At 36.4% G+C, this 22,195-nt stretch carries 17 protein-coding genes, 1 pseudogene, 1 riboswitch and 1 other annotated feature; of the genes and pseudogenes, 4 read left to right on the top strand and 14 right to left on the bottom strand.

What is annotated here, in order from left to right:
• Nucleotides 1–299: 299 nt before the first annotated feature.
• Together A5866_RS17020 and A5866_RS17015 are read right to left on the bottom strand one after the other, a co-directional pair.
• Nucleotides 300–848, bottom strand: a complete 549-nt coding sequence (locus tag A5866_RS17020; RefSeq protein WP_086281209.1) for a DUF5067 domain-containing protein — start codon at nt 846–848, stop codon at nt 300–302.
• 107 nt (nt 849–955) lie between these two features.
• Nucleotides 956–2,110: a serine/threonine-protein kinase gene (locus A5866_RS17015; protein WP_339099709.1), complete on the bottom strand. Its 1,155-nt coding sequence runs from the start codon at nt 2,108–2,110 to the stop codon at nt 956–958.
• Between the two features lie 124 nt (nt 2,111–2,234).
• On the opposite strand from A5866_RS17015, the gene A5866_RS17010 reads away from it, so the two are divergent.
• Entirely contained in the window at nt 2,235–2,663 is a 429-nt protein-coding gene (locus A5866_RS17010; protein WP_086281203.1) for a helix-turn-helix domain-containing protein, read from the top strand.
• 55 nt (nt 2,664–2,718) lie between these two features.
• On the opposite strand, the pseudogene A5866_RS17100 reads toward A5866_RS17010, so the two are convergent.
• From A5866_RS17100 to tyrP, 3 genes and pseudogenes are all read right to left on the bottom strand, one after another.
• Nucleotides 2,719–4,090 (bottom strand): annotated as a pseudogene (locus tag A5866_RS17100) (Na+/H+ antiporter NhaC family protein).
• A gap of 139 nt (nt 4,091–4,229) precedes the next feature.
• Nucleotides 4,230–6,110 carry a tyrosine decarboxylase gene (gene tdc, locus A5866_RS16995; RefSeq protein WP_217871584.1) on the bottom strand — a complete coding sequence of 627 codons (1,881 nt, stop codon included), beginning with the start codon at nt 6,108–6,110 and terminating at the stop codon, nt 4,230–4,232.
• A 39-nt stretch (nt 6,111–6,149) separates the two neighbouring features.
• Nucleotides 6,150–7,556 carry a tyrosine-tyramine antiporter gene (gene tyrP, locus A5866_RS16990; protein ID WP_086445533.1) on the bottom strand — a complete coding sequence of 469 codons (1,407 nt, stop codon included), beginning with the start codon at nt 7,554–7,556 and terminating at the stop codon, nt 6,150–6,152.
• A gap of 382 nt (nt 7,557–7,938) precedes the next feature.
• Nucleotides 7,939–8,142: a binding site (T-box leader), on the top strand.
• Between the two features lie 52 nt (nt 8,143–8,194).
• On the opposite strand from tyrP, the gene tyrS reads away from it, so the two are divergent.
• The 3 genes from tyrS to A5866_RS16975 all read left to right on the top strand — a co-directional run bounded on the left by tyrS (nt 8,195) and on the right by A5866_RS16975 (nt 11,874).
• Nucleotides 8,195–9,463 carry a tyrosine--tRNA ligase gene (gene tyrS, locus A5866_RS16985; RefSeq protein ID WP_086444743.1) on the top strand — a complete coding sequence of 423 codons (1,269 nt, stop codon included), beginning with the start codon at nt 8,195–8,197 and terminating at the stop codon, nt 9,461–9,463.
• A gap of 355 nt (nt 9,464–9,818) precedes the next feature.
• On the top strand, nt 9,819–10,133 hold the full coding sequence (locus A5866_RS16980) for a YerC/YecD family TrpR-related protein (protein WP_339099706.1): 315 nt from the start codon (nt 9,819–9,821) through the stop codon (nt 10,131–10,133).
• Nucleotides 10,134–10,329: 196 nt separating this feature from the next.
• Nucleotides 10,330–11,874, top strand: coding sequence for a glycosyltransferase family 39 protein (locus A5866_RS16975; protein WP_339099705.1), 1,545 nt, complete (start codon nt 10,330–10,332; stop codon nt 11,872–11,874).
• 60 nt (nt 11,875–11,934) lie between these two features.
• On the opposite strand, the gene lpdA is transcribed toward A5866_RS16975, so the two are convergent.
• The 9 genes from lpdA to A5866_RS16930 form a co-directional block, all read right to left on the bottom strand.
• Nucleotides 11,935–13,341: a dihydrolipoyl dehydrogenase gene (gene lpdA, locus A5866_RS16970; protein WP_010760823.1), complete on the bottom strand. Its 1,407-nt coding sequence runs from the start codon at nt 13,339–13,341 to the stop codon at nt 11,935–11,937.
• A 7-nt stretch (nt 13,342–13,348) separates the two neighbouring features.
• Nucleotides 13,349–14,986 (bottom strand): dihydrolipoyllysine-residue acetyltransferase, encoded by a 1,638-nt coding sequence (locus tag A5866_RS16965; protein ID WP_086444745.1) that lies wholly within the window; start codon nt 14,984–14,986, stop codon nt 13,349–13,351.
• 138 nt (nt 14,987–15,124) lie between these two features.
• Nucleotides 15,125–16,102 carry an alpha-ketoacid dehydrogenase subunit beta gene (locus tag A5866_RS16960; RefSeq protein WP_025869282.1) on the bottom strand — a complete coding sequence of 326 codons (978 nt, stop codon included), beginning with the start codon at nt 16,100–16,102 and terminating at the stop codon, nt 15,125–15,127.
• Nucleotides 16,103–16,104: 2 nt separating this feature from the next.
• Complete coding sequence (gene pdhA / locus A5866_RS16955) at nt 16,105–17,220, bottom strand: pyruvate dehydrogenase (acetyl-transferring) E1 component subunit alpha (protein WP_010764467.1); 1,116 nt, start codon at nt 17,218–17,220, stop codon at nt 16,105–16,107.
• A 570-nt stretch (nt 17,221–17,790) separates the two neighbouring features.
• Complete coding sequence (gene mgtA / locus A5866_RS16950) at nt 17,791–20,427, bottom strand: magnesium-translocating P-type ATPase (RefSeq protein WP_254907569.1); 2,637 nt, start codon at nt 20,425–20,427, stop codon at nt 17,791–17,793.
• 63 nt (nt 20,428–20,490) lie between these two features.
• Nucleotides 20,491–20,691, bottom strand: coding sequence for a hypothetical protein (locus A5866_RS16945; protein WP_086444747.1), 201 nt, complete (start codon nt 20,689–20,691; stop codon nt 20,491–20,493).
• A 121-nt stretch (nt 20,692–20,812) separates the two neighbouring features.
• A riboswitch (M-box (ykoK) riboswitch) is annotated at nt 20,813–20,981 on the bottom strand.
• A gap of 84 nt (nt 20,982–21,065) precedes the next feature.
• The gene (locus tag A5866_RS16940) at nt 21,066–21,416 is read right to left on the bottom strand and encodes a DUF6483 family protein (protein ID WP_254907175.1); all 351 of its coding nucleotides are present in this window, start codon (nt 21,414–21,416) and stop codon (nt 21,066–21,068) included.
• 142 nt (nt 21,417–21,558) lie between these two features.
• Nucleotides 21,559–21,837 (bottom strand): SemiSWEET transporter, encoded by a 279-nt coding sequence (locus tag A5866_RS16935; RefSeq protein ID WP_339099704.1) that lies wholly within the window; start codon nt 21,835–21,837, stop codon nt 21,559–21,561.
• Entirely contained in the window at nt 21,837–22,181 is a 345-nt protein-coding gene (locus A5866_RS16930) for a PTS lactose/cellobiose transporter subunit IIA (RefSeq protein WP_086281175.1), read from the bottom strand. The genes A5866_RS16935 and A5866_RS16930 overlap by 1 nt, the downstream gene beginning before the upstream one ends.
• Nucleotides 22,182–22,195 lie beyond the last annotated feature (14 nt).

Genomic DNA, 22,195 nt, shown 5'->3' with positions numbered 1-22,195 from the left:
GAGCTCTGTTCCACCAACAGAATAAAAAAAAGTGAACGTTTGGATGTTACTCCAAGCGTTCACTTTTTTGTGGTTGCGGCTATTCTCGTATTTGGAAAATCAGTCAGGTAGCAAAGACTACTTGATTTCGGACCAAATAACGATATCTTAACTGCTACCTGTTCTACTAACACCAATACCTAGCCATATATAAGGAATGGTACTTCATTCCTTTGCCTCTTTTGAAGCGAAAAGCTAGTTATTTTCTCTGAAAGAAAAGCTAGCTAAACCACCTTTTTCAACCCTTTTACATCCCCAATTTACTGTAAAATAAACTCTTTTGTTAATTTCACTTTGTTACTAAATAATTTGGTTGCCTCAACGGATACCGGTGCGGTCATATCTGCTAATTTATAAGGAACCTTTAAATTCAATGTCGCTCCTGGTTGGATTTCAGTCAAGGAATCCACATACCCTGATTCCATCATAATAGCCGTTTCTAAAGCAATCCCATTTTGAAAAGCTTTTGTTGTGATCGATGATACAAACATCGCATTTTTATCGCTGTTATTTGTAAACTCATAATCAATCACCGCAACATCTGCTCCATCGTAATCTTTTGCAAAGGTCAATTCTTTAATCACAACATGATAATCACCTAAATCACCTGCATCAGTTTCAGCTGGAGCTTCTTCTTGTTTTTCTAGTACTTTACTTGTGGTCGTCCCTTTTTTAGGTTTTGTTACGTTACTTGTAGTCGCTTCTTTTTTGGTGCTTCCTTCTTCTTTAGAATCAGAACCCATATTTGCTAGAATACCGCCTACTACTAAAATGCCGACCCCAATCAAAACAATTTTCTTCATGCTCATTTTTTTGTCTCCTTTGTTATTTAGTCCGCTGATACATGTTAATCATACTAAAATGCTAAAGGAGAATCTTATGCATTTTGCATAATTTTAATGAAATAACTATTCAATTACTTTCTAACGCCTCCGTTGGTAACAAATAAAAATAAACCATAATAGACCAACCAACTAAGAACCAACAAACTATATCCAATTCCACGCAGGATATTTTTTTTAGCGTTCAGCAAGGGAATTTTTTCATGAAAGTTTAGAAAGTTCGTAAATAACAGCACAGGTAAAATGAAAAGAATACTGCCGTCTAGACCTAATAACAGCTTTTCACTCATTGTTCTGCCTTCGTAGATAGTTCCTGGTAATCCAATCAATACAAACACATAATAAATAATTGCCAATGTCATCTTCCATGGCTGGCCGGTCCGAAATCCCGGTACATATTTGCTTAAAAACGAACGGATTGGCGTCGTTACATGTTGCTGTTCACTATCATCAATGACCCTTTTAGAAATTCCATCTGGTTCAACTGTCTGCTGTTGAGCTAGGTTTAACTGATTCCATTTTTCTTTAACCTCTGCTTGCATTTCCATTGCTGACTGATAGCGATTTTTAGGGTCCAATTTTGTGGCTTTCACAATAATATCATGTAAAAACGGATCGTAGCTCAGTTGATTTTTAGGATACTCTTTGATCGAACAAACATTGATCACGACTCCTACCGCATAGAGATCACTTCTGGCATCTGTTTGCGCAAAGCCAAACTGTTCCGGTGAGGCAAAACCGATTGTTCCCAACTGCACCGTGTCCGTTTCTTTCTCCTCTTCAAATACCCTCACCGCATCAAAATCGATCAATTTTAACACACCATCATTCGTCAGCATAATGTTTCCAGGTTTCACATCACGATGAACTAACCCTTCTCTGTGAAGAGCAATCAGAGCCTCTAATAAATCCAGCGTTAGTTTCAAAATCATTTTAGTCTCCAACGTTTCGGACGTTTTAATGATTTCTGACAATGTTTTCCCGTGAATAAATTCTTCGTATAAATAAAGTTGCCCATACTCGCTCACAACTTCTTGAATTCGAGGTAAATTACTTTGTTTAATTTTTTGAAGTGTCATCAAATTATCCTGCAAATAAAGCGGGTAACATTTTTTGACAAAAAATTCTTTCGTATCGTTTTCTCTAACAAGAATCGGTCCATTGATTTGATCTGTTAATGGTTCAATTTCTTTATAAGAAAATTGCTTTAGATTATTTACATTTCCCATTATTACACTCCATTTTTTGGTTTACTTTTTTTATTATAGCAAATAAACTAAAGAAATACGTGCTCACTTTGCTAAAATCAATGTATAATAGCAATATGATATTGTAAATATGGGAGATTTTACTATGCAAGAAAAAGATACGGATACATTACTTCATTCATTAAAAAAAGCCGAAAATTTTCAAACCGCCCTTTCTGAAACTCGGGACCACACGATCGACCAAATGCTAAAAGACTATCTAAATACTTGGCTGCTTAATAAGAAAATAACCAAAAGCACTGTACTAAAAAAAGCCGGAATCACTGAAGCAACTGGGTATCAATATTTTGATGGAAAACGAAATCCCTCAAGGGAAAAAGTAATTGCTCTAGCCATCGGTTTGGACTTACTTTTAGAAGAAACCAATGAGTTGATGAAAAAAACTGGGTATGCCCAACTTTATCCTAAACACCCTTGGGATGCAGTCGTGATCTATGGTATCACTCATCATTTAACTATCACGGAAATCGATGATTTATTGTATAGTGAAGAACTTAAAACGTTCGGCGAATAAATAAAAAAAATACAACCTAATTCCTTTTTCAGAGTAGGTTGTATTGTTTGATTTATTATTTTTCAGTTTTCTTTTTACTCATAATCGTAATAAAAAATGACACTAATGGTAAAGCGTAACAAAATACCGCATAAGGTAAATAATTGATTGTGGCGATACCTAAGGTTCCTGAAATAAATACCCCACTCACACCCCAAGGGATCAACGGATTGACAACTGAACCTGCATCGTTCAAGCTCCTAGATAACATTGTTAACGGAACTTTTTTTTCTTTAAATTTATTGATGAATGATTTTCCAGGTAAAATGATTGAAAGATATTGTTCACCGATCAACACATTGATACCAATCGAACTCATCATCGTAATAAAAATCAATTTTTGACGGGAATTGATCACTGTTTCAAAGCGCTGTAGTAAGCACTCGATAATTTCCATTTTTACTAATAAGCCACCTAGAGCTAAAGCTAAAATAATCAGTGAAACTGACCACATCATACTTTGAATACCGACTCTAGAAAGCAGTTCATCCACTTGTGCATTTCCTGTATGAGCAACAAAACCATTTTGGATAATATCAGCTGTTTCAACAAACGAAAAATGATTCGTTGTAAAGAACAGTAAAATAAGTGAGGCACAAATACTCAATAACAAGGTCGGAATTGCTGGAATTTTTTTTCCAAGCACAAATGAACAAGATCGCTAAAGGAATTAGCTCAACAAACCAAATCGAAAAATTAGCATTTAACGTATTAACAATTTCATGAATACCTGTACTGTCCAAAGCACCATCATAGCGCAACCCCATGACCAAAAAATAACCAAAGGAAAGGATCGCTGCAGGAATCGCTGTTTTATATGTATTTTTCAAATGTTCAAATAAATCGACTTCTGAAATTGCTGCAGCTAAGTTTACTGTGTCTGAAAGTGGTGAAATTGAATTCCCTAAGAAAGCCCCAGAAACAATGGCACCTGTTGTCAATGCTGGATCGACCTCAATCAAACTACCCATTCCTAAAAAGGCAATTCCGATCGTCGATATCGTGGTAAATGAGCTACCTACAGCACCACCTACAATCCCGCAAACAATAAAAACAGTCGGCAAAAAAAACTTCACCGATAAGAAAGAAAAACCTAAAACCATGATCGTTGGAATCGTTCCAACGGAGATCCATACACTAATCAAAGCACCAATCAAAATAAAGACCAGCATAGGAATGATGCCAGAAGTAACCCCCTCAATCAAAGCATCATGAACAAACTCCCAAGAAAACTTTTTATACATCGCAAACAAAAGCAAATAGCCAATCGCAAGCAATATAGCGACATGAGCAGGAATGCCAAAGCCAATAATACTTGTACCGATCATCAACAATAATGTTATTAATAAGAAAACTGCTTCATTAAAATTTACTTGATATTTTTTCATACATGTTCCTCACATTTTTATAGAGAGTTGGCAACTAGGAGCCCGTGCCCAACCATTCCCTCTTATTTATTTTTTTGTAGAAAAGCTGCAGCTGCGGTAAAGCTGTTTTATCGCCTTACCGCACCCACAGTATTCAACTCTATTGCTCAGCGTAGATCGCTTCTAATTTTTCTTGGATCGCTGTTTTGATTTTTGCTGCATAGTCATCAAAGACTTCTTTGTCATTCATGTATGGTGACATACCAGCTGCACGTAAAATCGTTACTTTATCAGCACGTTCCCATTCAGCACGAGAGAAACCAAGGCTGTTAACAAATTCAAATGGGCTGTGACCATATTCTTCGATAGCAAAATCGGTATGTGATGTGATGAATTCATTGTTATATAATCCGCCTTTTGCATAAGAAGCATAGTCATAGAAATCATGATTCAATTTATTCATTTTCACAAGATCTGTATTGCCTTTTTCATTGAATACATAATCGACCATGTTAAAATCTGGTTTTGTTAAAGCATGGATTTCGATTGTTTTGTCACTGACTTTAAATTCTAAGCCATCGATGAAATGATAGAAGTGATAAGCTCCTTCAATACTTGCGCCCATCAATTTACCATAACCAGTTACGTTTAGTGGCAATACTTTATGAGCAGTCCAAACAGCAGCTGCAGTTGCACCAGCTTTAGACCCTTCAAGAATATAAGCTCCTAGTAATGCAGGAATATCTGCACCTTTTTCAAATACGTATGTTGCAAAGTAAGAAATCACGTCACGCATGCGGATATCTTTGATCACGACACCACCAGCTGAATAAGGGATGTAACCCATTTTGTGTGGATCGATCGTTACTGATTCAGCTTGTTCGATTGCTTTAAATGATTCATAAACTTCTCTTGTTAACCAATCATTTTTTTCTTGGAAGATGTTATGTTTTACATAAACTTCTTCAATATTATCCCATTCGATAAACTGGTCATTTTCATCTAAGAAGATTGAGCGACCATAACCACCATAGGCAGCATCCACATGTACGTAGAAATAAATGCCTTCTTTCGCTAGTTTTTCACGTAATGCAATGATTTGATCGATACGGTCAACTTGACCTTCTTCTGTTGAGCCGACAACCCCAACTACACCAAGTGTAGGAATTCCTTGTGCTGCTAAATCACGGATTTGGGCTTCTAATTTATCAATATCCATGCGATATTCACTGTTGACTTCCCCAGCAATCACTTGATCTAACCCAATTCCGATAATATCTGCTGCTTTTAACCATGAATAATGTTTTGTTTGTGGTACGATCCATTTACCTAATTTATCTAAGTTTTTACCACTACGAGCAGATTGCGCTTTGATTTCATCAAATTGGTCTTGCACTTGATCTAAAATATCTAGCACTTCTGTTGTAGACATATTTAATAATTCCCAATCTGTTTTACCTGCAACCATTTCTGGTACAACTGCTTTGATAGCGAATGGTAAAGATTTCATATTGCGGGCATACCATAGACCTTCTAAGTTAGCGATTGAACCATCTGCTGCGATGTGACCCCAACCATTTTTATAGCTCATCAATGTAGCAAATTCTAAGCCAACTTCTTCTTCCATTTGTGATGTTGCTGGTGATGATTCATAAGCCACGTTATTGCCGTTCCAAAGCATTGCTGTTGTATAAGCAATAATTGATGGCATTAATGTTTCAGCGTTCATATGGCCCCAGAAACGGCCTGCTGAGTGCCAAGGAAGAGATTCTGTTCTTAAACGTGAAGACAACACATTGAAAACACTTCTCATATTGTCGGCCGTTTCTTGGAAACTTTTAGAACTTCTATCTTGCGGTGTAATAACTGGTAAATCTTGTGGCATATAATTTTGTCTCCAGCCTACATGCTCATCGAGCATTTTATTTAATAATTCTTTGAATAAATCAACGTTTTCACCTTTGTCACCTATAAATAATGCTTTTAAATTCGTATCGTCAGTATTGAAATTTTTCACGATAATTTCCTCCAATATTTTCATAATTTGTCATACTAAAAAATTTATGTTTATGCTCGTCTCTTATTTATCGAGTTTCTTCCATTCTGGTTTTTTGTTTTTATAAATGATCAACGCAATACCAATCATGATCACAGTTGCTGCTACTTGATAAATCACATATGCTACATGTCCACTTTGAGGAACAGAGGTTGGTGGAATCAAGCTGACTAAGATCGTAACAATCACACTGACGATAGCTAAGACTGAAACAAACCACATTAACCCATTTCCTTTGCTGCCTAATCTAAATGGACGTTCAACATTCGGCATGCTGTAACGCAATTTAATAGCTGAAAGTGAAATCAATAGATAGACTACGCAATATAAAATTGTTGTTGTAATTGTAATAATCAAGAACGCTGCACTAATATCTGGTACTACTACGTACAAGAATGAAACAAGTGAAATAACGATTGCTTGGATCATCACAAAAACGATTGGAATACCTTTTGCATTACGTTTTTGGAAGAATGGTGGTAAATTCCCTTCTTCTGCAACTTTGATCATTGATTTACTTGGTCCTAAAACCCAAGCACTTAATTGAACAAGTACACCGATTAAAATCATCAAAGAAATAATGTTATTGAAAATCGCTGGAATTCCAAGATCTTGCGTCATGATTACAAATGGTTGTGTAATATTTGCTAATTCCATTTTTCCAGCTGGTACGCTATCTGCTACACTTAAGCCAGCCGCTAAGTTGAAGACCACTAATAGTAAAACAGATGCAATAACCGCGATTGGATAATTCCGTTTTGGATTATCAATATTATTGGCGTGAACAGAAGAAATTTCTACTCCGGCAAAAATGAAGATGATCCCTGTCAAGGTTGGTAAGCTACCTAAGTCACTAAAATCTGGTAATAACTTGCTTGCTTCAAAATGACCTAAATAACTATCTTGGTTGATCCCATGTTTTGCCATGTACATCATCCCTAAAATAACTAGTGCAACAAAAGGAATATAGACACCGATCACAGCACCCCAGTCACCAGCAATTTTAACCATGTCAAATTTCAAATTAAGTAATGTAATACCCCAATATGAAATCAATATCATAATGAAAATAAATAAGTTATTGTGTCCAAGATCGGGACGGTTGATTACATAACCAAGTAATACACCAACAGTTGATGCTACCATTACCATTCCGAAAAACATTTGTACCCATAATAACCATGACGTAACAAAACCCCATTTTTCACCAAAAGCATTACGCACCCAAACTTGTGGTCCGCCTTCTTCTGGCCAACCAGTTGATAATTCAGCTGAAATCAACGCAATTGGTAAAGCAAAACAACAAGCTGCAATCAACATATAAAATATTTGTGCCCATCCTGTCGATGCTAACGTTGGAACACTACGAACCGTTCCGAAAAAGGCCATGGTAATTCCGATTAATCCAAATAATGATAATTTCTTATTCATGTTTCTATTGACCTCCTGATTTAATTTATTTTTTGTTTCCCACATGTGAAATCACTCCCAAAGTATAGGTACGATTTACCTTCAAGTCAAAAAGAGTAGAATTAAAAAAAAAGCCCATTATTTAACATTTTTCTACTCTATCTAGCGCGTCGACGCTTTACTGCGTTAAAGTAATTATGTGAAAAAAATAGCATAAAAAAGCTTTTTGTAAAAAGCTCGTTCGTAATTGTCAGAAATTCCATTTCACTCTTGCCACTTTCAATAAACCTAGATTAAAGAGAGAACCGTTTGTATGAGAATCCCCTCATTCAAAAATAATAATCGAAAAAAAGAAGTATTTGACAAGTTGGCTTATTTGTCGTAGAATTGCTACAAAATAACATATCAAACTTTAATAAAGCGAAGTAGCAAGAATGTCCCTATTTCAGAGAGTCAACATTTAGTGAGAGTTGACATATACATTTTTTGTGAATTACACTTTTAGTTTCCTACCGTAAGTAGGCGTCTATCTACGATACAGATTTGAGAGGTATATGATAAATTCATATACAATTTGGGTGGTAACACGGCGGAGTTCGTCCCATAGGCTAATAGCCTATGGGGCGTTTTTTATTTTATTTAGGAAAGGAAGAAGAAACATGACAAACATTATTGATGAATTAGAATGGCGTGGCGCCATCAACCAACAAACAGATAGCGAAGGTTTACGCGCATACGTTGAAACCGAGAGCATTTCACTATATTGCGGTGTGGATCCTACAGGAGATAGCATGCATATTGGGCATTTGATTCCTTTTATGATGCTAAAAAGATTCCAAGCATTTGGACACCATCCATTTATTTTGATCGGTGGCGCAACTGGAACGATTGGAGACCCAAGTGGAAGAACAACAGAACGTCAGTTACAAACAATGGAAACAGTTCAACATAACGTTGACTCTTTAACACGTCAAATGGAAAAATTATTTGCAGTCGACACTGACAACACATTGACGCTGGTCAACAACTACGATTGGACACATAGTCTTACTCTATTAGATTTCCTAAGAGACTTTGGTAAATTCTTTAACATCAACACCATGCTTGCAAAAGATATCGTAGCGAGTCGTTTGGAAACGGGAATTTCATTTACAGAATTCACGTACCAAATCCTACAATCAATGGACTTTTTACACCTATTCCAAAATAACAACGTCCGCATGCAAATTGGTGGTGCTGACCAATGGGGGAATATCACAGCTGGTCTGGATTTGATTCGAAAAAAGGAAGGCGCAGATGCCAAAGCCTTTGGTTTAACGATTCCATTGATGTTAAAAGCAGATGGCACAAAATTTGGTAAAACTGCTGGTGGTGCCGTTTGGCTTGATCCAGAAAAAACAACTCCTTACGAGTTCTACCAATTCTGGGTAAACCAAGATGATCGTGACGTAATCAAATACTTGAAATTCTTTACCTTCTTAACAAAAGAAGAAATCGATGCACTTGAAGTCAAAGTAGAAACTGAACCACATTTACGTGAAGCACAGCGCATATTAGCTGCTGAAATGACTAAATTTGTGCATAGTGAAGCGGACTTAAATGACGCATTAGCGATTTCAGAAGCATTGTTTTCTGGTAATGTAAAAAATCTAACGTCAAAACAAATTGAAGAAGGCTTTAAAAACATGCCAACTGTTGAAACAGAAACGCTTGATCAAAACCTTGTAGATTGGTTGATTGAATTAGGCATTGAGCCTTCAAAACGCCAAGCTAGAGAAGATATTACAAATGGCGCAATTTCAATCAATGGTGACCGTATCAAAGAATTAGACTTTGTTGTAACCTCAGATCACAGCTTTGATGGGAAATTCATCATTGTTAGAAAAGGGAAAAAAAAATATACTTTAGTAAAATTGATTTCTAAGTAAAAGAGCTTATTTTTAAAAGAGTGAAGTAAAACGAACTTTTCGTTTTACTTCACTCTTTTTATGTCATCTTTCTCTTAAGGCTATTCAATTTACTGGACAAAATAGAAAAAAGTTTTATAATAAGAAAATGATTGCGCGCAATTACTATTGAAATACGGGGGTATTTTTATTTATTTGTGTAAATTAGTCTGTTATTTTTAACCAGAGTTTGACAAACCTGTTATCTAGCTACACGGACTAGCCTTTCGGTAAAAAGATAAAAATGGCGTGAGACAAAAAAACGTCTCAATCAATTTTTCCTATTTTCCTGTCAAGCCTAAACGAGTCCGCTTCGCTTTTAAATTAGGAGGAACTTATGAAAATCGACAAGATACAAGACGGCCACGGCGATGAGTTTTTCCGTTCTCTATTAGCTTTAGAAACATTGGAAGATTGTTACAATTACTTTGACGACTTGATGACATTAAAAGAACTTGATTCTATGATTCAACGGTTTGAAATCGCAAAGCTACTATTACTAAATAAAACCTATACTGACATCGCTGAAGCAACTGGTAGCAGTACCACGACTATTTCTCGAGTAAAACGAATTTTAGATGAAGGGAACGGCGGATTGCTCGAGATGGTTCATAGAATTGATGAACAAGATGGCGAAGAGCTTCATCACTAAAATAAAAATAGTATTAAATAAAATTAAACACTGAAAAAGTAAAAGAATCTTTTTACTTTCTCAGTATTTTTTTATATCAAATATTCCCTAACCATGTTTATTGTTCTATAATGTTAAGTAGAAAGAACTGTAACAATTAGACTCCACCACTCTATAAACAATATAAAAAATAATTTCAACCTTCAGGAGATTTAAAATGAAAAAAACACTATTCTCGCTCTTAAACTATGTATTTCTTTTATCAATTTTATACACACTTTACGGTGCACTTAGAAGTAGTTTGTTGGATATCTCAACTATTAATGATAAAATTTGGATCTTATTATTATTCCTAGTTTTTATTATTTGTATCGCATTGTATTCAGAAAACACTCGTTTGTATACTTTAAAAAAAATATCGATGTGTTTAGACTTTTTTAAAAAGAATATAGCCTTAATTACCCGTTTGTTATTCTTTTTAACTCTTATTCTACAAGTTATTCTCTTATACTACATTCACGTGCCGATCGGTTGGGATGTAGATGGGATTCACGCTAGTGTTTCTGAATTGATTAAAAATTCGCCAGACTCCATTGCTAGTATTTATTTATCAAAAAACCCGAATAATAGTCTATTTTTCTTCTTAATGTATTTTATAAGTCAAATAGGTAATTTTTTCCATCACTCTTTAGGTTATTCTTGGATGTACTGGCAACTAGTGAATACGATTTTTATGGATATTGGTTTCATTTTTATCTTTTTAGCAGCAAAAAATCTATTCAATAAGCAAATTGCCTATCTCTCCTTTTACTTAGCGTTTATCCCATTAGCTTTATCTCCATGGATTCTAGTCATTTATACAGATACGATCATGTTGCCAGTCATTGGCTTTATTTTTTGGCTTTATTCATTAGCTCAAAAAAATAACAACTTGGCTTTAATCGTTATTTTAGGCACTTCTATTGCTATTGCTTATCTATTGAAACCTTCTTCTATTGTTTTTCTAGTTGCATATATACTTATCAAACTATTGATCTTAATGACGACTTCTAAAAAGATAGAACTAAAAAAATTGATTCTCATTATTTTACTTTTTTGTCTACCTTTGGCTGGAACAGTAAAACTTTTTCATCTATTCGAAGATCACCAAAAACTTATTGTTCTTGATAAGGATCAAGCCAAACCATGGCAACATTTTGTAATGATGGGATTAACTGGCTCAGGGGGATTCAGTGAAGAAGATACACAGGCTATCCTATCGATCCCTACAAAAGAAGAGAAAATCAACTATGCAAATGCTAAAATCGTAGAACGACTTAAAAATTATGGTTTTACAGGTTATACAAAATTTCTAATGAAAAAACATGCAAACAATACTGATCGCGGTGATTTCGGCTGGGGTAGAGATGGTGGTCCTCAAGTATATGTACAGTCAACCGATTCTATACAAACATTTTTACGGGATACTTACTATCAACAAGGTGAAAAAGTTAAAACAGTCCGTTTCTTTATGCATTTAATGTGGATTATTACCTTGGTTGGTCTGTTGTTCATTACAAGAAAAAAGTATAAAGATGATGATTTTGATGCTTTATTAGCTATATTTAAATTAACTATTTTAGGTGCATTTTTATACCTACTTTTATTTGAAGGCGGTAGATCTAGATATTTGATTCAATACCTCCCTATCATCTATATGTTATCTGCCAATGGCTATTACCTTAGATTTTCAACATCCAGAAAAAGAATGAACATAAATTAAACAAAAACAAAAGACCGAGCTTGGCCAGCTCGGTCTTTCTTTGTGTGACAAATATGCTATTTAAATATGAATTGGCAAACCTAAAGCCAATTCAGAAGCATCCATAGTAATTTCCCCTAAAGATGGGTGTGGATGGATCGTTAATGCGATATCTTCAGCATTCATACCAGATTCAACCGCTAATGATAATTCAGAAATCATATCACTTGCGCCAACTCCGCCGATTTGTGCTCCGATAATCACATTGTCTTCGTTTGTTGTTACCAAACGTACGAATCCTTCAGTTTTACCTAAAGAAATAGCACGGCCGTTACCAGCGAATGGGAATTTATAAGCTGTTGCTTCTAAGCCCGCTTCTTTGGCTTCAGCGATTGTCATACCAACACTTGCTAGTTCAGGATCAGTGAAGGCTACAGCAGGCATTGCTTTGTAGTCCACTTCTACTTTTTTACCAGAAATTGCTTCAGCAGCAATTTTCGCTTCGTAGCTTGCTTTATGCGCAAGCGCCGCGCCTGGTACGATATCACCGATAGCAAAGATATTTGATACATTTGTTCTACCTTGTTTGTCCACTTTAACTAAACCACGTTCGCCAACTTCAACACCCGCTTGTTCTAAACCAAGATCATCCGTGTTTGGACGACGTCCAACAGTTACCATTACGTAGTCAGCAGTGACTGATTCTTCTTTACCGTCTACTTCATATTTAACTGTTACGCTGTCACCATTGTCGATGGCTTCTTTAGCCATTGCTTTCGTTACAACTGTTACATTTTTCTTCTTGAAATCATCTGTAACTAGTTTAACCATATCTTTTTCGTATGTTGGTAAAATTGAAGGACTACCTTCTAAAATCGTTACTTCAGAACCAAGGTTCGCATATGCGCCACCTAATTCTGCACCGATAACACCGCCACCGATGATCACAAATTTCTTAGGTACTTCTTTCAAGTTCAAACCACCAGTAGAATCTAAGACACGTCCGCCAAATTTAAATCCTGGGATTTCGATTGGGCGAGAACCTGTTGCCACGATTGCATTATTGAATGAGTAAGTTTGCGCTGAATCTGGATGGATCACACGTAATGTGTTTTCATCAACGAAGAAAGCTTCTCCTTCAATAATTTCGATTTTATGTTTTTTAAGAAGGAAACCAACACCGCTTGTCAAAGTATTAACAACTTTGTTGTCTTTCCATTCTTGTGTCTTTGTAAAATCTAACTCAACGTCTTTAGCTGTTACACCAAACATAGTTGAATCTAGTGATTCTTGATAGTGATGTCCCGCTGCGATCAATGCTTTAGAAGGAATACATCCAACGTTTAAACATACACCGCCGATAAACTCACGTTCAATGATCGCAACTTTTTGACCCATTTCAGCAGCACGAATCGCTGCAACATATCCTCCAGGGCCTGAACCAATTACGACTGTATCTAATTCAATGGCGAAATCTCCTACTACCATGTGATAATCATCCTTCCATTAATAATAATTCTGGATCAGCTAATAAACGCTTGATGTTGTTCATTGCTTTTTGAGCAGTTGCGCCATCAACGATACGGTGGTCAAAACTCATTGAAAGTTTCATGACACGTCCAACAACGATTTCCCCGTCTGCATTTACAACTGGTTGAGTTGCAATTGTACCTACACCTAAAATGGCTACTTCAGGGTAGTTGATAACTGGTGTGAACCAGCCGCCGCCAACTGAACCGATATTACTGATTGTGATAGAACCGTCACGCATATCCGCAGCAGTTAGTTTACCATCGATTGCAAGAGCTGCTTTTTCGTTGATTTCATCAGCGATTGCAAACATGCTCTTAGTGTTCGCATTTTTAACATTTGGTACATATAAACCATGATCAGTGTCTGTTGCAATACCAATGTTATAGTAGTTTTTATAAACGATTTCTTGTGCTGCATCATCAATTGATGCATTCAAGATTGGGAATTTTTGAACCGTTGCAGTCAATGCTTTCACAACATATGGTAAGAATGTTAATTTCGTACCGTTAGCTGCTGCAACATCTTTAAATTTCTTACGGTGATCCCATAATTTAGATACTTCAACTTCGTCATGCAGTGTAACGTGCGGTGCAGTATGTTTACTGTTAACCATCGCTTTAGCAATTGCTTTACGAGTTGGTGTCATTTTTTCGCGTGTTTCAGCTTCACCTAAGTCAGAAACAAATGGTTTAGCTGGTGCTTTTGGTGCTGCTGTTTCAGTTGCTGCTGGAGTTGCCGCAGTTTGTTCAGCTTGTGCTGGTGCTGCTGCTTGTCCACCACCTGAGATAAACGCTTCGATGTCCGCTTTTGTGACACGTCCACCTTTTCCAGTTGGTGCAACTTGTGTGATATCTACATCTTTTTCACGAGCAAATTGACGTACTGATGGCATAGCTAACACACGTTTGTTTGGATCAGCCGCTGCTACAACACCTGTTGAGGCTGCTGGTGCTGGTGCTGCTTGTTCTGTTTGGGCAGGTGCACTTGCTGCTGGTGCTGCTGCACTTGGTGCAGAATTATGTCCAGGTGCATCGATTTCAATCAATACATCTCCAACATTTGCTACTGTACCTTCTGGAACAACAATGTTTTTAACAGTTCCTGTAACTGGTGAAGGAATTTCTTCAACAGATTTATCGTTTTGAACTTCCAATAATGTATCATCTTCGTTGATTGTATCGCCTGATTTAACGAACCATTTTACGATTTCGCCTTCTGCAATACCTTCACCGATATCTGGCAATTTAAATTGGAATACACCGCCGCCGTTGTCAGCTGCTGGCGCTTCTGGAGTCGCTGCTGGTTGCGCAGGTGTTTGTTCTTGAGCTGGAGCTGCTGGTGCAGCGTCATTTTCAGGATGTCCAGGTGCATCAATTTCGATCAATACATCTCCAACATTTGCAACTGTGCCTTCTGGTACTACGATTGCTTTAACTGTTCCTGTAACTGGAGATGGAATCTCTTCTACAGATTTATCGTTTTGAACTTCTAATAATGTATCATCTTCATTGATGGTATCTCCTGCTTTAACGAACCATTTTACGATTTCGCCTTCTGCAATACCTTCACCAATATCTGGTAATTTAAATTGATAAGCCATTTTTTAAGCCTTCCCTTCCTTTATCGTATCTGTCTAACTAGTTATTTGCAGAAAACAACAGCGCTAAATTTCCACGTGATAAAAAATATCACGTGAAAATCAGAGTATGTTTTTAAAGCAAATTGGTTTAGTTTCTAATTAAAATTCTGCGATTTCTCTAGCTTTCGCTTCGATATCTTTAGCATTTGGCAACCAAATGTTTTCTGCTTGTCCAAATGGGAAGATCGTATCTGGAGCAGATACGCGGCCAATTGGCGCTTCTAAGGATAATACTGCACGTTCAGAAATTTCAGAAACAACCATAGCACCAACACCAGCTTGTTTTTGTGCTTCTTGAACCACTACTACACGACCAGTTTTTTCAACTGATTTAATGATTGTTTCAACATCTAAAGGAGCGACAGTACGTAAGTCAATGATTTCAACAGAAATATTATCTTTCGCTAAGTTGTCAGCTGCTTTGATTGCTTCACGAACCATTGCACCGTAAGTAATGATAGAAACGTCTGTACCTTCACGGGTTACTGCTGCTTTATCTAAAGGCACTTCGTACGCTTCATCCGGCACTTCCTCACGGAAAGAACGGTATAGTTTCATGTGCTCTAGATAGACAACAGGGTCATTGCTTCTGATTGCAGAAATCAATAGTCCTTTTGCATCATATGGATTTGATGGAATAACGACACGGATACCAGGAGATTGAGCAATCAATCCTTCTAAGTTATCTGAGTGAAGTTCTGGTGTATGCACACCACCACCAAAAGGCGCACGAACAGTAATAGGCATATTACGTGTTCCACCCATACGGTAACGAGTACGAGCCATTTGACCTACAATTTCGTCAAAGACTTCAAATACGAATCCAAAGAATTGGATTTCAGGAACTGGACGATAACCTTCTAAAGCTAAACCAAAAGCTAAACCACCGATTCCAGATTCTGCTAAAGGAGTATCGAAGACACGGTCTTCGCCAAATTTTTCTTGTAAGCCTTCTGTTGCACGGAAAACTCCGCCATTTTTACCAACGTCTTCACCGAAGACCAAGACGTTTTCGTCTTTCTCTATTTCAAGAGCTAAGGCATCTGTAATTGCTTGGATCATTGTTTTTTGTGCCATGATTATTTCGACTCCTTCGCTTCGTAGAATGCAATTTGTTCTTTAATATTTTGAGGTTGAACTTCAAACATGTTTTTCAAGAAATCAGAAACTTTTTGTTTTGGAACTTTATCTGCTTCAGCAATTGCTACTTTGATTTCTTCTTTCGTTTTTTCGATTACTTCGTTTTCTTTTTCTTCAGACCATAAGCCTTTGTCTTCTAGATATTTACGGAAACGAACTAGTGGATCTTTTTGTACCCATTCGTCATCCATGTCTTTTGAACGGTAACGAGTTGGATCATCACCTGATAATGTATGTGGACCATAACGGTAAGTTAATGTTTCAATTAAAACAGGACCATTTCCATTTGCAGACCATTCACGAGCTTCTTTAGCAATTGCATAAACTGCCAGTGGATCCATTCCGTCAACGACGATTCCTGGAATTCCTGCAGCTACTGCCTTTTGTGCTAATGTTTTAGCTGCTGTTTGTTTTTCACGAGGTGTTGAAATCGCAAAACCATTGTTTTGGATGATGAACACGCCGTTTGCATGATAGGCTCCTGCAAAGTTGATTGCTTCATAGAAATCACCTTGTGAAGAACCGCCATCACCTGTATAAGTGAAGACAACGTTTTTCTTGCCGCGTTTTTTCATTCCTAAAGCAACTCCTGCTGCTTGGATGTATTGGGCACCAATGATGATTTGTGGTGGTAGAGCATTTAATTCTGGCGCATAGTGGTTACCCGCTACGTGGCCACGAGACCAAAGAAAAGCTTCTGTTAATGGTAAACCATGTTGAACTAATTGAGGTACATCACGATAACCTGGTAATAAGTAATCTTCTTTTTCCATCGCAAATTGGCTTGCCAATTGACTTGCTTCTTGTCCAGCAGTTGGTGCGAAGAAGCCTAGACGGCCTTGACGGTTCAACGCAGTTGAACGTTGGTCTAATACACGTGACCAAACCATACGAGTCATTAATTCTACTAGTTCGTCATCTGATAAATCTGGTACAGCATCTTTGTTTACGATTTTCCCATCTTTATCTAAAATTTGAAATGTTGGGAAATCAGCGTCGACTTTTTCCATAAGTGCTTTAAAGTCAATAGGTTTTTGTTTCTTTGCCTTTGCCATTTTGTCACACAATCCTCTCTGTTACGTTTCTTTTTTTCGTAAAAAGTAAAACAGCGTCAAAAACTGTATTACTTTTTATCGACTACACTTACAAATTATCACTAATCAGATAAAAGAGCAAGTAAAAAGTTATCATTTCTTTAAATTTCATTAAAATACCTAAAACCTTTCGTACCAAAGGTTAGTGATTAAAATCACAAATGAGAAACCGTTTTATATAATGCCTTCCCAATCGTATCTTTTGACAAACAACTGTTATATTCACTGTGTTCATTGTTATGCTACAGTAAATTTGTAAGTTAGAAATTGTTTGCTAAAAAATGTACAAACTTTTTTAATCCATAAAAAAATGAGCAAAGACAAAATTCTAGTAATTTTGTCTTTGCCCCATAAAAAACGAATATTAATAAATTAAAAGGTATTTTTCTTCAATATTCACGAATAACAACTTTGATCCTAATACTATTTTTCGTTATTTACACTTCATAATCTTTTCTTAAAAAAGTGAATCGAAGTCTTCCATTTCCTAAATCAGCTGACTTATAAAAATAAAATCAGTATTTTTCTAAATTAAATCCACTCTTTAGTGATATGAATATATAGTCGTTTAGCAAATTCTACTGTGATCAAATATAGTACAATGATCAAAATGAACCAACCCCAATAATTAGCTGGAAGTTTCACAAAGTCGAAAACCTCTCTAATTGGTGTCAAGACAATCAATAACCCTAAGCCAACTGCGCCTAAACTAGAAAGAATCACAGCAGGTGATGCGATACTTTGGATAAATGGAAGTTTTCTTGTCCGGACCATTTGAACAACCAATGTTTGGCTAACTAAACCGACTACAAACCAACCAGTTTGGAATAAATGTTGACTGCCTACTGTATTTGCGCTGAAAACAAACCACATCACCAGATAGGTCATGATATCAAATATGCTACTGACTGGACCAATGCACAAAGTAAATTTCATCAATCCGTTTGTTTCCCAACGCACAGGTTTCAGTAAATCTTCCTCATCAACATTATCCCAAGGAATCGCCAATTGCGCAATATCATAAATCAAATTTTGAATCAACAATTGAATCGAAAGCATTGGTAGGAATGGTAAAAAGGCACTTGCAATCAAAATCGAGAACACATTTCCAAAGTTAGAACTGATCGTGATTTTAATGTATTTCATCATATTGCTAAAGACTTTTCGACCTTCGATCACACCATCTTCTAAAACATTCAAACTCTTTTCCAATAAAATGATTGAGCTAGCGTCTTTCGTTATATCGGCTGCTGTATCAACCGAAATTCCTACATCTGCTTTACGAAGTGCTGGTGCATCATTGATACCATCTCCCATAAAGCCAACTGTATGGCCATTCCCTTGAAGTGTTTCGATGATTCTAGCTTTTTGCATTGGGTTTAATTTGGCAAATAAGTTCGTTTTTTCAACTTCTTTTTTCATTTGTTCATCTGACATATCATCGATATCTGTTCCAAGCACTACATGTGATACTTCGATCCCAACATCACTGCAGACTTTCTTGGCAACAATATCATTATCACCAGTTAACACTTTTACATTAACGCCATGTTCATGCAATGATTTGATTGCGGTGATCGCTGATTTTTTTGCCGGGTCTAAAAAGCCCATAAAACCGATCAACGTCATTCCGTGTTCATCTTCTACACTGTAAATGGCCTCACTATGAACATCTTTTTTTACAGCAACAGCTAAAGCACGCATCCCTTGCTCATTCATTCGGATATTTACTTCACGCATTCTTTTTTGTAGCTCTGGTGTTAAGGGGACGATTTCACCATTGATTTCAGCATGTGTACAAACAGCTTCCATCTCTTCGACAGCACCTTTAGTGATCATCAATTGATGACCATCTGCATTAACGACTACCGTTAAACGACGACGAGAAAAATCAAAAGGAATTTCATCTAATTTAGTCACTGAGTGATATGGACTATGATTATCGTTTTCTTCATAAAAATTGATTACAGCGATATCCATTAAGTTTTTCCAGCCTGTTTGATAATGAGAATTTAAAAAGGCCATATCTAAAACTTGATCATTGACTTCACCTAATGGGTCTAGATGTTGAACCAAAACAACTCTATCCTCTGTGATCGTTCCTGTTTTGTCTGTACAAAGAATATCCATACTGCCTAAATTTTGAATAGATGGTAATTCTTTTACGATTACTTTGTGCTTAGATAAACTTAATGCGCCTTTAGCTAAATTACTGGTTACGATCATTGGCAACATTTCAGGCGTTAACCCAACAGCAACAGCAATTGCAAAGAAAAATGCTTCGCTCCATTCGCCTTTGGTGATCCCATTGATCAAAAATACGATCGGAAACAGAATCATGACCATTCTTAGCAAAAACTTACTGACTTTGGTCAAGCCGATGTCAAAAGACGTTTTTCCACGTTGGGTCGTTGCATTTTTAGCAATGTCGCCAAAGAAAGTATTTTGTCCTGTTTTCAAAATAATCGCTTTTCCTTGTCCGCTTAATACATCCGTTCCCATAAAGACTAAATCTTGCATATCTAAGGCTGCAACAGATTCGGAATTTTTATCGATCCCTGCATCTACAAATTTTTCAACTGGCATTGATTCACCAGTTAATGACGATTGATTGATAAATAAATCTTTTGTCCAAATCAACACCGCATCGGCTGGGATCATATCGCCTGTCGCCAAAGTCACAATGTCTCCTGGTACAACTTCATCCATCGGAATTTCTTTTATTTGACCAGCACGTGTCACAGCAGTTGTATTTTCAATAAGTTCTTTTAAACTCAAACTTGCTTTTTGAGAGCGATATTCTTGAATAAAAGCAATAATAACGCTAGCTAAAATCATGATCCCCATCACAAGGGCTGCTTCAAAATCTTTTGTAACTGCTGAAACAACCATCAATAAAGCTAATACATAAACAAATGGATCTTTAAATGCTTCTAAAAACATAATAATTGCTGGTGTTGGTTTTTGTGCAGAAACTTCATTGGGACCATATTCTTCTAATCGATGTTTAGCATCTTCTTCGGATAAACCTTTTTCTGAAGTCCGAAGCTCCATCATTAATTCTCGTTCAGACAACATTGCTAGTTTTTTTAACTCTTGATCTTTTGTAGCTTTTTTTAAATCTACTATTTTTTTATTCATCATTTTCTTTTCCTCCTTGCACTTCATCTTATCTAGAAGGAGAAAAGAAAGGTTATTTCAATTCCATCGTTTCTAAGATGAAGGGGACATTTATTTTATTTCTCGAATGACTGGGGTCTTCCATACGGCTCTTCCTCTCTTTTTGTTTATTTTGGAACGATGGATTTTTTTAGATGGGGCTTTTGTTTTTCTTCTGACCGCTTGTTTCTTTTTGCGGAACTTCGCTCCCTTTGGTCGCCAAGTACTGTCCATCATCAGCTCTGGCGGAGCCAGTCGCTGTGATTCATACAAAGGTCACAACTCTCCTTTCAGTCGCCTTGTACTGTTTAACATCAGATTGCTCCGCAATCTGTGTTAAACAGCAAAACGCACACTAAACAATAGAGTGTGCGTTAAAATAGCAACTTAAATAAAAGTTTCTCTATCGTTGAGCTTTAGCACTATAGGGCGTAGATAATTTCTTATCAGCTACGTTATGAATGACCTTCACGATCATTCCTGTTCAACCAACTAAGAGTCTCTCGATTCTTTCGCGGCAGTAGCATGTGTCCAAATAGGAGCCTCACCTAACAATTATTCAGTTCTTAATCCTTATTCATCATAGTTCATATTTTTCTAATTGTCAAAAGAAAACGAAATAATTCAAAAATACCTTTTTTTATTGCTCAGGCTAATTCTGCTCTCCCTTGAGCGATTTCTGTTCTTGAAAAATTAGCCATTGTTAACTCTTCATCTGATAACTCCTCCACGAGGTCATAAAACCAGTTACCAAGACCCACAAATTGCTCATTTGTCATGTTTTTAGATTCTAAAAACAAGATATTTTCAGCTTGATTCACTTCTTGTTTCAAAATCAGCTCTGATAGATAACTTTGAATTGGAACAGAATAATTTTCTCCTGTTCCTTCATCCATCACCATAATCATTGGCATAACTTGATCTGCTGAACTTTTCTTAAAAGGATTAAACACGACCATTTTTAATTGTCTCATATACCAATCTTCTTCGTATGCCATTATTATGTCACTCTCCTTTTCAGCCTTAGCCAAACTTCCAATTCATTTTACTCATCAGTTTCTAATCTACTCTTTCATTCTACCATTAAACATAAGCCATGTTAGTAGATGCTAAAGAAATAAGAAAGACTAAAACACAGATTTAACTGCGTTCAGTCTCTTTTTTATTTACACCATTCACTGCTTGTAATTTCAAATACAAAATAATAGAACAGGGCATAAGTGTCACAATATTCGTCAGTAAAACGGCAATATCTCCATTTAAAGCCCCATAAATCACCCATGAAAACACACCTATGACAAACATAATGTACGTAATTAGGGAAATCCCTTCCGTTTGTTTCGTCTTGATTGTCTGGATAGCTTGCGGAATAAATGAAATACTGGTACAGACACCTGCTATTACACCTAATAGTGTCATCATTTTCCTGCTAACTCTTCCACTAGATTTTTTAATTCATAAAAATTTTTATTCATTTCTAGAAGTTCGTTTGCAACATCTCTAAGCACAACAGTTGTCATCAACTGATCTTCTGCGTGCATAAAAAGCAGTGTAAGTTCAACATTTTTTTCTTTTGCTTCTTGTGTGATTACAGTAAAATGCTCCTTTTCTCCAGCTCGTAATGATTCATTAGCTTCATTGATCAGCTGTTCTGCCTCTTTAAATTTTCCTTTTCTTGCATAGTCCATGCTCTCCATCACTTTTGATTTAGCGGTTCCTACTGTACTGATAATATTAAAAGCTGTTAATTCTAATCCATCCATATTTGTCACATCTT

Origin of the sequence: Enterococcus sp. 12C11_DIV0727 (assembly GCF_002148425.2) — a bacterium.
GTDB lineage: Bacteria > Bacillota > Bacilli > Lactobacillales > Enterococcaceae > Enterococcus_L > Enterococcus_L lemimoniae.
The sequence above is the reverse complement of the archived record's forward strand: the minus strand, read 5'-3'. Positions and strand labels throughout refer to the sequence as shown.

Coding starts and splice junctions, on each gene's coding strand:
- A5866_RS16965 (WP_086444745.1), bottom strand. CDS start 14,986: ATGGCTTATCAATTTAAATTACCAGATATTGGTGAAGGTATTGCAGAA.
- A5866_RS17015 (WP_339099709.1), bottom strand. CDS start 2,110: ATGGGAAATGTAAATAATCTAAAGCAATTTTCTTATAAAGAAATTGAA.
- A5866_RS16960 (WP_025869282.1), bottom strand. CDS start 16,102: ATGGCACAAAAAACAATGATCCAAGCAATTACAGATGCCTTAGCTCTT.
- A5866_RS16975 (WP_339099705.1), top strand. CDS start 10,330: ATGAAAAAAACACTATTCTCGCTCTTAAACTATGTATTTCTTTTATCA.
- A5866_RS16935 (WP_339099704.1), bottom strand. CDS start 21,837: ATGACACTATTAGGTGTAATAGCAGGTGTCTGTACCAGTATTTCATTT.
- lpdA (WP_010760823.1), bottom strand. CDS start 13,341: ATGGTAGTAGGAGATTTCGCCATTGAATTAGATACAGTCGTAATTGGT.
- A5866_RS16980 (WP_339099706.1), top strand. CDS start 9,819: ATGAAAATCGACAAGATACAAGACGGCCACGGCGATGAGTTTTTCCGT.
- A5866_RS16930 (WP_086281175.1), bottom strand. CDS start 22,181: ATGGATGGATTAGAATTAACAGCTTTTAATATTATCAGTACAGTAGGA.
- mgtA (WP_254907569.1), bottom strand. CDS start 20,427: ATGAAGTGCAAGGAGGAAAAGAAAATGATGAATAAAAAAATAGTAGAT.
- A5866_RS16940 (WP_254907175.1), bottom strand. CDS start 21,416: ATGGCATACGAAGAAGATTGGTATATGAGACAATTAAAAATGGTCGTG.
- tdc (WP_217871584.1), bottom strand. CDS start 6,110: ATGAAAATATTGGAGGAAATTATCGTGAAAAATTTCAATACTGACGAT.
- tyrS (WP_086444743.1), top strand. CDS start 8,195: ATGACAAACATTATTGATGAATTAGAATGGCGTGGCGCCATCAACCAA.
- A5866_RS17020 (WP_086281209.1), bottom strand. CDS start 848: ATGAGCATGAAGAAAATTGTTTTGATTGGGGTCGGCATTTTAGTAGTA.
- tyrP (WP_086445533.1), bottom strand. CDS start 7,556: ATGAATAAGAAATTATCATTATTTGGATTAATCGGAATTACCATGGCC.
- pdhA (WP_010764467.1), bottom strand. CDS start 17,220: ATGGCAAAGGCAAAGAAACAAAAACCTATTGACTTTAAAGCACTTATG.
- A5866_RS17010 (WP_086281203.1), top strand. CDS start 2,235: ATGCAAGAAAAAGATACGGATACATTACTTCATTCATTAAAAAAAGCC.